The sequence below is a fragment of the Streptococcus sp. 9903 genome (genome assembly GCF_013276625.1).
GTDB lineage: Bacteria > Bacillota > Bacilli > Lactobacillales > Streptococcaceae > Streptococcus.
The window spans coordinates 47,190-59,821 of record NZ_VMLI01000006.1 but is presented as its reverse complement, the minus strand read 5'-3'; the positions used below and the strand labels follow the sequence as shown (position 1 = coordinate 59,821).

General features: G+C 39.7%; 7 protein-coding genes and 2 pseudogenes. 1 reads left to right on the top strand and 8 read right to left on the bottom strand.

Translation table 11 applies throughout. The features are described from left to right. Positions 1-31 precede the first annotated feature (31 nt). The 3 genes and pseudogenes from metE to HT696_RS03430 form a co-directional block, all read right to left on the bottom strand. On the bottom strand, positions 32-2,281 hold the full coding sequence (gene metE / locus HT696_RS03440) for a 5-methyltetrahydropteroyltriglutamate--homocysteine S-methyltransferase (RefSeq protein WP_173283328.1): 2,250 nt from the start codon (positions 2,279-2,281) through the stop codon (positions 32-34). A gap of 416 nt (positions 2,282-2,697) precedes the next feature. After that, on the bottom strand, positions 2,698-2,991 hold the full coding sequence (locus tag HT696_RS03435) for a helix-turn-helix transcriptional regulator (RefSeq protein WP_173283327.1): 294 nt from the start codon (positions 2,989-2,991) through the stop codon (positions 2,698-2,700). A 48-nt stretch (positions 2,992-3,039) separates the two neighbouring features. Further along, positions 3,040-3,525: pseudogene (locus HT696_RS03430) on the bottom strand (helix-turn-helix domain-containing protein); the annotation flags it as partial. Positions 3,526-3,679: 154 nt separating this feature from the next. On the opposite strand from HT696_RS03430, the pseudogene HT696_RS10660 reads away from it, so the two are divergent. Then, positions 3,680-4,681: pseudogene (locus tag HT696_RS10660) on the top strand (endonuclease/exonuclease/phosphatase family protein). Between the two features lie 197 nt (positions 4,682-4,878). On the opposite strand, the gene pheT reads toward HT696_RS10660, so the two are convergent. The 5 genes from pheT to HT696_RS03395 all read right to left on the bottom strand — a co-directional run bounded on the left by pheT (position 4,879) and on the right by HT696_RS03395 (position 12,620). After that, the gene (pheT, locus tag HT696_RS03415) at positions 4,879-7,284 is read right to left on the bottom strand and encodes a phenylalanine--tRNA ligase subunit beta (protein ID WP_173283325.1); all 2,406 of its coding nucleotides are present in this window, start codon (positions 7,282-7,284) and stop codon (positions 4,879-4,881) included. A gap of 76 nt (positions 7,285-7,360) precedes the next feature. Next, on the bottom strand, positions 7,361-7,870 hold the full coding sequence (locus HT696_RS03410) for an N-acetyltransferase (RefSeq protein WP_173283324.1): 510 nt from the start codon (positions 7,868-7,870) through the stop codon (positions 7,361-7,363). After that, positions 7,870-8,916, bottom strand: a complete 1,047-nt coding sequence (gene pheS / locus HT696_RS03405) for a phenylalanine--tRNA ligase subunit alpha (protein WP_173283323.1) — start codon at positions 8,914-8,916, stop codon at positions 7,870-7,872. Before pheS ends, HT696_RS03410 begins: the two co-directional genes overlap by 1 nt. Positions 8,917-9,353: 437 nt before the next feature. Further along, the gene (locus tag HT696_RS03400) at positions 9,354-10,769 is read right to left on the bottom strand and encodes a glycoside hydrolase family 1 protein (RefSeq protein WP_173283322.1); all 1,416 of its coding nucleotides are present in this window, start codon (positions 10,767-10,769) and stop codon (positions 9,354-9,356) included. Positions 10,770-10,781: 12 nt separating this feature from the next. Continuing rightward, positions 10,782-12,620: a beta-glucoside-specific PTS transporter subunit IIABC gene (locus HT696_RS03395; RefSeq protein ID WP_173283321.1), complete on the bottom strand. Its 1,839-nt coding sequence runs from the start codon at positions 12,618-12,620 to the stop codon at positions 10,782-10,784. Between the last annotated feature and the right edge of the window lie 12 nt (positions 12,621-12,632).

Below are 12,632 nucleotides of genomic sequence, written 5' to 3'. Positions count from 1 at the left end.
GAACAACCATTGTATGGAGAGAAATCTAATCTTACAATTTCTCACGCGCAGCTTTAGCTGCTTCCACAAGGCGGATCAAGCTTTCTTTTGTTTCTGGAATACCACGTGTTTTCAAACCACAGTCTGGGTTGATCCAAACTTTCTTGCTTGGCACTTTAGCAAGGATGGCTTCGATTGTATTGTCGATTTCGCCTTCATTTGGCACACGAGGAGAGTGGATATCGTAAACCCCAGGTCCCACTTCTGTTTGGAAGTTTTTCGCTTTGAGTTCGTCCAAGATTTCAAGGTTTGAACGGCTAGCTTCAAAGGAAATGACGTCTGCATCCATGTTATCGATAGCTGGGATGATATCTGTAAATTCTGAGTAACACATGTGAGTGTGGATTTGTGTGTCTGGTGCTACTGTTGAATGTACCAAGCGGAAGGCAGGAATTGCCCAGTCAAGGTAGTCTTCGTACCAGTCGCTACGACGGAGTGGCAATTTTTCACGAAGAGCAGCCTCGTCGATTTGGATGATCTTCACACCAGCAGCTTCAAGGTCAAGCACTTCATCCTTGATCGCAAGGGCGATTTGAAGAGTAGAATCCTTAATAGAGATGTCTTCACGTGGGAATGACCAGTTGAGGATGGTAACAGGCCCAGTCAACATACCTTTAACAGGTTTGTTTGTACGGCTTTGTGCATAGCTAGACCATTTAACAGTGATAGGGTTAAGACGAGTGACATCACCCCAAATGATTGGTGGTTTCACCCCACGCATACCGTATGATTGTACCCAACCATTTTTAGAGAAGAGGTAACCTGACAAGTTTTGACCGAAGTACTCAACCATGTCATTACGCTCAAATTCACCATGAACAAGGACATCAAAGTCGATATCTTCTTGCCATTTGATCCATTCATCGATCGTTTCAGCAAGGAAAGCGTCGTACTCTTCTTGAGACAATTCACCTTTACGGTAAGCCAAACGCTTCGCACGAACTTCTTTAGTTTGAGGGAATGAACCGATAGTTGTTGTTGGAAGAGCTGGAAGTTTGAAAGCTTCTTCTTGGATAGCTTCACGTTCTGCAAAGGCTGGCAAACGAGTGTAGTCTGCATCTGTCAAGCCAGCGATACGCGCACGGAGTTCAGCATTTTCACCCACACGTTCAGTCGCAAAGAGTTCTTTGTTAGCTGCAAGTGCTTCTTCACCTTGACCATTGCGGATAGCATCCAAATCACGGATCTCATCTAATTTTTCAACCGCAAAGGCAAAGTGGTTCAAGATTGCTGGTTCAAATTCTTCATTAGCAGTTGTAAATGGCACATGAAGAAGTGAGCATGAGCTTGTCAACACAATGTTTTCAGCTGGGATTTGCTCAAGAACAGCCAAGCTCTTTTCGTAGTTGTTACGCCAGATATTTTTACCATTGACAATACCTGCATAAAGAGTCTTGTCAGCTGGGAAACCACCTTTAACCAATTCAAGAGTTTTCTTACCTTCAACGAAGTCCAAACCGATTGCATCCACTGGCAAGTTCACAAGGTCAGCGTAAACGTCACGAACGTCTCCGAAGTATGTTTGAAGTAAGACTTCAAGACCTTTTTTGTCAGCCAAAAGCTTGTTGTAGAGATTCAAGAAGAGGGCTTTTTCTTCAGCTGTCAAGTCTTTTACAAGAGCCGCTTCATCCAATTGGATACGAGTCGCACCAAGTTCTGCCAATTTAGCAAAAACTTCTTGGTAAGCAGCAACTAAGCTGTCTACGAAGTCTTCTGCTTTCACGCCTTCTTCAAAGTCTGACAATTGAAGGAAAGTGAATGGCCCCACAAGGACAGGACGAGTGTTGATACCAAGTTCTTTAGCTTCTTGGAACTCATCAAAGATTTTGTGACCAGCCAATTTTACTTGAGTGTCTTTTTCAAACTTAGGAACGATGTAGTGGTAGTTGGTGTTGAACCATTTCTTCATTGGAAGGGCGCGAACGTCCCCTTTTTCTCCTTGGTAACCACGACCCAAAGCGAAGTAGCGCTCAAGGTCAGACAAGTCCAAGTTTTGAACTGAAGCAGGTACCACGTTGAAAAGGAAAGCTGCATCTAGGAAGTTGTCATAGTGAGAAAAGTCATTTGATGGAATTTCAGTGATGCCTTTTTCTTTGACAATGTTCCAGTGTTTAGCACGCAAGTCTTTTGCGGCTGCCAAGAGTTCTTCTTCTGAGATTTCTTTTCTAAAGTATTTTTCAGTTGTAAATTTTAATTCGCGGAATTCGCCCAAACGAGGGAAACCGATGATTGTAGTTGACATGATGTGTCCTCCAAAATTTGTTGTTGAGACTATCTTAACAGAAAAGAAAGCGTCTGTATAATTGTAAAAAATTAGGCTTTGATATAGTTTGAAACTATATCTCTGTTTTAGACAAAAGAAAAAGACCTGAGAAAAATGCCTCAAATCCTTTGTGTAGCTTGTTTTATAGCTCTATTTCAGTTATGCTCTTCAAACGCGTTATTAGTAATTCTTATAAGTGACTATGGCTTGTTATTAGAAAAGACTATAATACTCTTCGAAAATCAAATTCAAACCGCGTCAACGTCGCCTTGCCTTAGACATATGGTTACTGACTTCGTCAGTCTTATCTACAATCTCAAAACAGTGTTTTGAGCAACCTACGGCTAGTTTCCTAGTTTGCTCTTTGGTTTTCATTGAGTATGAGTCTACTCTAATCAACTCTTTCCCTGTTCAAGTCGGACGACTGCTAGTGTCTTTCCTAAACTGGCTAAAACTTTCAAGACTGTATCCAACTGAGGACTTGTCTTGCCTGTTTCCATCCTAGCTATGACAGGCTGGCTTACTCCACTGAATTCTTCCAGCTTTTTCTGGCTGATTCCTTGGTCATGCCTAGCCTCAATCAGCTCACTCATGATAGCCACTCGCATATCACTTTCAAGAATTTCCTCTTTTGTAAAGAGTTGAGATCGGACATCCTTCCAGTTACTCCCAATAGCACTATTCTCCATCACTTAGCCCTCTTTCTTTTACGTCTATGTATAATGAGCGAATTATGATTCGATAGATTGACCAGCGGGTTTAAAGTTGGAACTAGCTTGTTTCTTAAGCGCTTTTCCTTTTCTAGGATAGAGCAGATCCTGTTTTGATAATCCTAATTTTCCATGATGAATCCAATAGTAAATGGTTGAAATTCCCACGTTAACGCCCTTAGCCATCACCATCATTTCAGGCGAAAATTTTTGGTTATGATAGTGGAGAATCTTTTCCTTTAGTTCCTTGGTCAAGCTTGATTTCTTGACCGAGCGCTTGCGATTATTTTCATAAAATTGTTGAGCGTAGTCGGCAGAGTAAAGCTCTTTACCCCCCTTTCCCAAGACATTTTCGGACTGTCCCACGCTTGATTTCAGTATGGATGTTTGAGGAGCTTTTCCAAATAGAGAGGCAATTTCTCTATTTGATTTTCCTTCTTTTTTCCATCGTTCGATTAAGCAACGACTATCGATTGTCAAATGTTTGCCTTTTGTAGTATAATTGTCTTGCATTTCTGTGCCTTTTAATCATTTCAATCTTAAATTGGACTTTTTTACTTGGGTTGTACTTAATCTATGAGGAAGACAAGAAAAAGAATATCAATCAAGTAAAGTCACAAAGTCACATTAGCTCCGAGCAACCATTGCAAATTGAGGTACTCATACAATGATTAAAACATTTCTTTCTGCCCTTTCTGTCATTCTCTTCGCTATCCCTATCATAGCTTATTCTTTTTTCCCATCTTCTAATCTTAATATTTGGCTATCTACCAGACCTATCTTGGCACAGATTTATGCCTTCCCCTTAGCTACTGCAACTATGGCTTCCTATTTTAAGTTTCGTATTTTTTTCCCTATCTTTTTACAAGAAAAATAAACAAATACGGTTTTACTCTGGCATTTTGCTCTTATTATCGCTCATATTACTATTATTCGGAACAGATAAAACCCTTTCTTCCACATCAAATAAGACTAAAACCTTAAAATTAGTAACTTGGAACATCGCTAATCAATAGAAGCACAACATATTGAGCGAATTTTTAGCCATTTTGATGCCGATATGGCTATATTCCCTGAACTAGCTACCAATATCAGAGGTGAGCAAGAAAACCAGAGAATCAAACTATTGTTTCATCAAGTTGGACTTTCTATGGCCAACTATGATATTTTTACTTCTCCACCTACTGACAGTGGAATAGCTCCTGTGACTGTGATTGTCAAGAAAAGTTACGATTTCTATACAAAAGCTGAAACTTTTCATCCAACACGGTTCGGGACAATTCTATTACATTCGAGAAAACAAAATATACCAGATATCATTGCTTTGCATACTGCTCCTCCTCTGCCAGGTTTAATGGAAATCTGGAAGCAAGACTTAAACATCATTCATAATCAATTGGCTTCAAAATATCCAAAGGCTATTATTGCAGGTGATTTTAATGCAACTATGCGTCATGGAGCACTTGCAAAAATAAACTCTCATAGGGACGCATTAAATGCACTTCCACCTTTTGAAAGAGGAACTTGGAATAGCCAAAGTCCAAAACTTTTTAATGCAACAATAGATCATATTTTATTGCCTAAAAACCACTACTATGTTAAAAATTTAGACATTGTAAGTTTTCAAAACTCTGATCATAGATGTATTTTTACAGAAATCACATTTTAATTATTTTATACTCTTCGACAATCTCTTCAAACCATGTCAGCGTCGACTTACCTTAGACATATGGTTACTNNCAAAACAGTGTTTTGAGCAACCTACGGCTAGCTTCCTAGTTTGCTTTTTGATTTTCATTGAGTATTATATAAAATCACCCCTCTAGTGTTCATAAACTAGAGGGGGAATTTGTATCATACTATCGTTTAACGCACTTCTGCATTGACTTTTTCTTCGAGAGACGCTTGGATTTTTTCCATGTAGCGTGCGACTTCTTCGTCCGTTAAGCTATCTTCTGGATTTTGGAAAGTCAAGCTATAAGCCATTGACTTCATACCTAGTCCCAATTTCTCACCTGAGAAGACGTCAAAGAGTTTGATATCTGTCAAACGTTTCACGCCGGCAGCTTGGATAGCGTCCACAACTTCTTGGTGAGTCACTTCTGCCTTGAGAAGGAGGGCAACGTCACGGCTGACTGCTGGGAATTTGGTGATTTCCACAAATGGAGCAGCAGGTTGAAGGGCAGCTTCGATGGCTGAAAGGTTAAGCTCAGCTACATACGTTTCTGGAATATCGTAGGCCTTAGCAGTGACTGGATGCACTTGGCCAAGGAAACCAAGAACTTGGTCACCGAGTGAAATCATAGCTGTACGACCTGGGTGGAGGCTAGCAATCTCAGATGTTGCTGTATAGGTCACTTCTAGTCCCAAGCGAGTAAAGAGGGCTTCAAGGATTCCCTTAGCATAGAAGAAATCAACTGGAACTGCTGCTGTTTGGAAATCTTTTTCAGCAACTAAGCCTGTCAAGGCAAAGGCAAAGCTGTTGATTTCAGTTGGAAGTTCTTCTTTTGGATTACCTGTTTGTTCAAAGACTTTTCCGATCTCGTAAAGGGCCAAGTTTTTGTTCTTACGAGCCACGTTGTAGGCAACAGTATCAAGGATACCTGAGATCATATTTTGACGGAGGACAGAACGGTCCACTGTCATTGGCCACATAAGTTCCGTAAGGTTACTTGGTTGAGCCGTAAACTCAACTGCTTTTTCAGGAGTTGTCAGAGCATAGGTGATGATTTCTGTCAAACCTGCTCCTTCAGCAATCGTACGAACTTGACGACGGAGTTTCTGTGTCACAGTCAATTCACCAGCTGTACCATCATCTTTTGGAAGGCTAGTTGGCAAGCGATCATAACCGTAGATACGAGCGATTTCTTCAAAGAGGTCCGCTTCAATGGTGATATCCCAACGGCGACGTGGGACGCTGACTGTAAAGCTGTCTGCATTTCCAGAAAGACCAAAACCAAGACGACGGAAGACATCTTCTACATCAGCATAAGAAAGCTCCGTTCCGAGGACGCGGTTGACATCTGCAAGGGTTGAAGAAACTTCCACATCAGAAGTATCAAGTTCACCCGCTGAAACGATGCCTTTGCGCACCGTCGCACCTGCAAGTTCTGCAATCATACTAGCTGCCGCATCAAGGGCTTCATTGACTGTTGCCACATTGATGCCTTTTTCAAAGCGAGAAGATGACTCAGAACGAAGGTTAAGACGTCCGCTAGTCTTGCGGATTGATTTTCCGTTGAAGACTGCAGCTTCAAGGACAACACGACTAGAGTTTTCAGAAATTTCTGTTGCTTGACCACCCATGACACCTGCAAGAGCAACTGGCTTGTCTGCGACAGTGATGACTAGGTCATTCACGTCCAAGTCACGTTCTTCACCATCTAAAGTCACTAATTTTTCACCAGCACGCGCTTCACGCACACGGATGTCAGTTCCTTCAAAGGTATCCAAGTCAAAGGCATGCATTGGTTGACCAAAGTAGAGCAGGATGTAGTTGGTCACGTCCACTACGTTGTTGATAGGACGGATACCTTCGTTCATGAGGATATTTTGCAACCATTGTGGACTTGGTGCGATGGTCACATTGTCCAAGATACGAGCGGCATAGTAAGGCGCCTTGTTTGTCTCAATGCCCACAGAAAGAGCATCTGCTGCAGCTTGGTCAGTTTCTGAAAGAGTAAATTCTTTAAAGTTGACTGCCTTATCATAGATAGCTGCTACTTCGTGAGCCACCCCACGCATAGAAAGGGCATCCGCACGGTTGGGTGTGATAGACAGTTCGATGATTTCATCATCCAAGTCTAGATATGAGAAGACTTCCTCACCTGGAACGGCATTTTCTGGCAAGATTTGGATGCCATCTGCGAATTCCTTTGGCACAACTGAGTCAGAAATTCCCAATTCGCCAAGCGAACAGATCATCCCAAGTGACTCAAGACCGCGGATTTTCCCTTTTTTGATCTTGTAATTGTCAGCGATGCGAGCTCCTGGAAGAGCCACCATAACCTTGATACCAGCACGCACATTCGGTGCACCACAGACGATTTGACGGGCTTCTTCTTCGCCAACGTTAACCTGACAAACATGGAGGTGAGTTTCTGGCACATCTTCGCAAGACAAGACCTCACCGACGACAATTTTTGAGAGACCAGCAGCAGGTGATTCGACACCTTCTACCTCGATCCCTGTAGTTGACATTTTTTCAGCCAACTCTTGTGATGGCACATCAATGTCCACCAATTCTTTTAACCATTTATAAGATACAAGCATAATTTAGTTTTCCAGAATGACAGTTGTCACTCTAGTTCTTTTCCTTTCCTATCATTTCAATAGAAGAATCCTCTTCTTACCTTAATTTCTTTCTCAGTAACCAATCCGTATCTACTTTTTGACCAACCATAAAATGATGTTGGCTAAATTTTTCAAAACCATATCGATTATAAAACGCTTGAGCTTTTGTATTATGCTCCCAAACACCTAACCAAGCCCAGGAAAAACTATTTTTTGTAGCAAGTTCCAAAGCGAATTCAAACAGTTGCTTACCAAATCCAAATCCTTGGAATTTTTGTAGCACATAGAGGCGTTGAATTTCAAAAGCATCCTCTAATTCTCTCTCAGTCTGAGCACTTCCCCAGTTGACTTTGAGAAAACCAGCTATCTCCTCTTCATGCATAATGAAATAGGTTTCGGATTCTGGATTTTCCAACTCAGTTGACAAAACTCTCAGACTATAAGCCTCTTCAAAGTATTCCTGTAACTGCTCTTCCGTATTATCATGAGCAAATGTTTCACGAAAGGTTTGTTTGGCAATTTTGGACAACACCCCAACATCTGCCTTTTCTACTTTTCTAATCATTATTTAAACTGCTCTGAGAAGCGGACATCTCCTTGGTAGAATCCACGGATATCGTTGATTCCGTAACGGAGCATAGCTACACGCTCTTGTCCAAGACCAAAAGCAAATCCAGAGTAAACAGTCGCATCGATACCACTCATTTCAAGGACACGCGGGTGAACCATACCGGCCCCCATAATTTCGATCCAACCTGTTTTCTTACATACGTTACAGCCTTCTCCACCACACTTGAAGCAAGAAACATCCACCTCAACAGATGGCTCTGTGAATGGGAAGTAAGATGGACGCAAACGAATTTGACGCTCTTCACCAAACATTTTTTGGACAATCAACTGAAGGGTTCCTTGAAGGTCTGCCATAGAAATGTTCTTCCCAACAACCAAACCTTCGATTTGGTGGAATTGGTGACTGTGGGTCGCATCGTCTGTGTCACGACGGAACACACGACCTGGCGAGATCATTTTCAAAGGACCTTTAGAGAAATCATGGGCATCCATAGCACGCGCTTGAACTGGAGACGTGTGAGTACGGAGTAAGATTTCTTCTGTGATATAGAATGTGTCCTGCATATCACGGGCTGGGTGGTCTTTGGGAAGGTTCATACGTTCAAAGTTATAGTAGTCTTGCTCCACTTCAAAACCATCCACGACTTGGTAACCCATCCCAATGAAAATATCTTCGATTTCCTCACTGGTTTGTGTGAGGACATGACGGTGACCCGTCGCAACTGGACGACCTGGAAGTGTCACATCAATGCTCTCGCTAGCAAGTTGAGCCGCGACTTTCTTTTCTTCCAAGAGCTTAGCTGTTTCTTCAAAAGCAACTGTCAAGACATCACGAGCTTCATTGACGTGTTTCCCAATGATTGGACGCATCTCAGCAGAAACATCTTTCATCCCTTTGAGGATTTCAGTAAGCGAACCCTTTTTACCAAGGACAGAGACACGCAAATCTTGCATCTCTTTTTCATTTTCAGCAGTGATCTGCTTCAAGCTAGCCAGCGTTTCTTCGCGAAGCGCTTTTAATTGTTCTTCAATAGTTGACATAATTCCTCCATCAGTCGCTCGTAGATAAAAAGAAAACCACATGTCAAAAACTCCACTCGGAGCGTTGACACGCGGTACCATCCGTTTTCATCTGACAAGCCAGACCTTCATTTCTAAATCCATGCACAAGTGAATTCACCCAGCTTTCATATAGAGAGCTTGCAGTCACGGCTCTCCTCCCTGATATACTTCCCTTGAGTTACTAGTCTTGCGGATTTCTATTCAATTACTACTTAGTTTATCAGATTTTTACCATTCTTGCAAGACCTATCTCACTTCTGCTTGTTAGCTTATTCTTATCTGTAATAAAGTTAAATTAATTGATACTCCCCTATAAAATAAAGAGGTTTAGAATTTGATGTCTTCCAAACCTCTTTATTTCATATTTAATGAGATGTTGCCTTAACCGTGATAATATCTAATCATCAATAAACAAACTATTTGAATAAGGATTCTCCATTTGATTCAATCACTTCTTTATACCAAGTAAAAGACATTTTCTTATATCGATTTAATGTACCACTTCCATCATCGTTTCGATCCACATAAATGAGACCGTACCTTTTAGAAAGTTGTGCAGTGGACATAGAAACACAGTCAATACATCCCCAAGACGTATAGCCCATAATTTCAACACCATCCTGTAGAGCTTCAGCTACTTGCAATAAATGCTCTTTCATATACTGAATTCTATAATCATCTTGGACGGTTAAGTTATTAAATTCATCTTTTATTAGTTGATCTTTAGCACCTAATCCATTTTCTACTATAAATAATGGGATTTGATAACGGTCATAATATCTATTTAAAATTATACGTAGTCCAATTGGATCAATTTGCCATCCCCACTCTGAAGACTCTAAATAAGGATTTACTAAACCACCAATAATATTCCCTTCTCCTGAATTATACTGTGTTGGAAGAGCAGATTGAGTCACACTCATGTAATAGCTAAACGATAAAAAATCTACAGTATAATTTTTTAATAACTCTGCATCTTCAGCTGCAAACTCTATGTTAATGTTATTTTCCTTAAAATATCTTTTTGCATAATTCGGATAATAACCTCTAACATGCACATCTGAAAATAGATAATTTAGATTCTCATACTCATGAGTCGCCCATACATCTTTTGGATTTGGAGTCATTGGATAAGCTGGCATAGCTAATACCATACACCCCACCTTAAACTCTGAATTAATCTCTCGAGCAATTTTTGTAACCAAACTCGAAGCGACTAACTCATGATGTATAGCTTGATATAATTCTTGTTTCGAAAGATTCTCCTTAGGTATATCTATTCCTCCACTAGTAAACGGTAATTCCAAAACAGAGTTTACTTCGTTAAATGTAAGCCAATATTTAACTTTATCTTTATACCTTTCTAAAACTGTTCGAGCAAATTTTTCATAAAAATGAATCATTCTCCTATCAATCCATCCATGATATTTTCTTGCTAAATATAATGGAGTCTCATAGTGTGAAAGAGTTACAAGTGGTTCTATCTCGTGAGCATGTAGTTCATCAAACAATTCATCATAATATTTCAAACCAGCTTCGTTAGGTTCTTCCTCATCTCCTTTTGGAAAAATTCTACTCCATGCAATAGAAGTGCGAAAAACATTAAAGCCCATTTCAGAAAACAAGGATATATCTTCCTTATATTTATGATAAAAATCAATACCTAATAATTTTAAGTTATCTTCTGTAGGATTTTCTGTTGCTTCTCCTAATCCACCTTTGGGTAACACATCCTGAACTGATAATCCCTTACCATCTTCATTATATGCTCCCTCTACTTGATTAGCTGCAACAGCTCCACCCCAAAGAAAATCATCTGGAAAAATGGCCATAACTTTCCTCCATTATAATATTACCAGTAATTCCTTAGAATGCTCGATTGTCTGATTATTAGGTAATACTAATACATCTAGAAAATCGTTGGTATTCGTTACAATTACTGGTGTAACTGTTTCGTAGCCTTTACTCTTGATTAAATTTAAGTCCATTTCAAAAATCAACTGATTTTTGAAAACTCTGTCCCCTTCTTCTACATGACTAATAAAACCTTGACCTTTTAGCTCAACAGTATCTAATCCAATATGAATTAGTAACTCAACACCCTCATCACTCTTCAATCCAATTGCGTGCTTAGTCGGAAAAATATTTGTAATTTTCCCATCAAATGGTGCATAAACCTTACCTTCACTTGGGATAATCGCTACTCCGTCTCCAATTAGTTTATCTGAAAATGTTTTATCCTGGACATCGCTTAACGGAATGATTTCTCCTGATATAGGAGAAAATATCATTTTTTTATTTGAAACTCCAGCTTCAACTTCTAAATTACTAGAACTCTCTTCTTCATCGATTCCAAATATATAAGCTAATACAAAGGTAATAACAACCGAAATGACCGCCACAATTAAAGCATTTACAATATTTGATGGTGCATCAGAATAAATAAATTGAGGCAACGCTATCAAAGATGGGACAGCAAATAGATACGCTTTAACACCAGTAAGACCTGCAAATAATCCCGCTAATCCACCACCAATCATAGCTGCATAAAGCGGTTTTTTATATTTTAAAGTCACACCATATAATGCAGGTTCGGTAATTCCTGCAAGCAAGGCTGAGAAACCTGCTGCAAAAGCAATTTGTTTTGTATTATTATTTTTACTCTTTAATGCAACAGCCATCGAAGCAGCCCCTTGAGCTAAGTTTGACCCTAACATTGCTGGAAGAATTAATACGTCTGGAGTAGCAATAGATGCCGCCAAAAAAATAGGTGCAAAAGCCCAATGCATTCCAGTCATAACAATAAATGGCATAATAGCACCAAGAATAGCTAATGTAAGCCATCCAGCTACACCGTACATGTGCCCAACTAGATTTGATAATCCTTCACCAACAATTACTCCAATAGGTCCGACTACAACTAAGGCAATAAAGCTTGATACTAATAATACTAACGTAGGTTGCAAAAAACTCTTAGTAACAGCTGGTGTTAATTTAGCAATCATTTTTTCAATATATTTCATCAACCAAACCATAATAAGAATTGGAATGACTGATGAACCATAACTAGCTGGTGTCACAGGTGCACCAAATAAACTAAGAGGATTCCCTGATTGCACCATTTGAACAAAATTTGGATGGAGAAGTACACCTGCTACAGACATAGCTAATGTAGATGTTACTTTTAATTTTTGTGATGCAGAATAAGCTAATAACAGCGGTAAGAAATAATATGGAGCATCCCCAAAAAATGTCAAAAAAGCAATAGTCTGAGAATCTGATTGCAATATACCAAGCATTGGTAAAATGATTACCAAGACTTTCAACATACCTCCCCCTAACATTGCTGGAATGATTGGAGTCATGGAACTAGCGATATATTCAATGATTCTTTCTAAAATATTCCCTTTGTGCCCTTGATCAACTGAATCTGTTTCAAAATTGCCAAGTTTAATGAATTCTTTATAATAATTAGCTACATCATTACCAAGTATAATTTGATATTGCCCATTCTTTTTCATAATACCTATTACACCTGGTATCTTCTTCACATCATCATCATTGACTAAATTTTCATCTTTTAATTCTAATCTTAAACGTGTTACACAATGGGTAACTCTATTGACATTTTTTTCGCCTCCAATTACATCGAGGATTTTTTGTACCGTATCTTTATAACTCATGGTATTCTCCTA

What these genes read in the sequence shown, in the direction of transcription:
- HT696_RS03435 (WP_173283327.1), bottom strand. Translation starts at nt 2,991, where the DNA reads ATGGAGAATAGTGCTATTGGGAGTAACTGGAAGGATGTCCGATCTCAA.
- pheS (WP_173283323.1), bottom strand. Translation starts at nt 8,916, where the DNA reads ATGTCAACTATTGAAGAACAATTAAAAGCGCTTCGCGAAGAAACGCTG.
- pheT (WP_173283325.1), bottom strand. Translation starts at nt 7,284, where the DNA reads ATGCTTGTATCTTATAAATGGTTAAAAGAATTGGTGGACATTGATGTG.
- HT696_RS03410 (WP_173283324.1), bottom strand. Translation starts at nt 7,870, where the DNA reads ATGATTAGAAAAGTAGAAAAGGCAGATGTTGGGGTGTTGTCCAAAATT.
- metE (WP_173283328.1), bottom strand. Translation starts at nt 2,281, where the DNA reads ATGTCAACTACAATCATCGGTTTCCCTCGTTTGGGCGAATTCCGCGAA.
- HT696_RS03395 (WP_173283321.1), bottom strand. Translation starts at nt 12,620, where the DNA reads ATGAGTTATAAAGATACGGTACAAAAAATCCTCGATGTAATTGGAGGC.
- HT696_RS03400 (WP_173283322.1), bottom strand. Translation starts at nt 10,769, where the DNA reads ATGGCCATTTTTCCAGATGATTTTCTTTGGGGTGGAGCTGTTGCAGCT.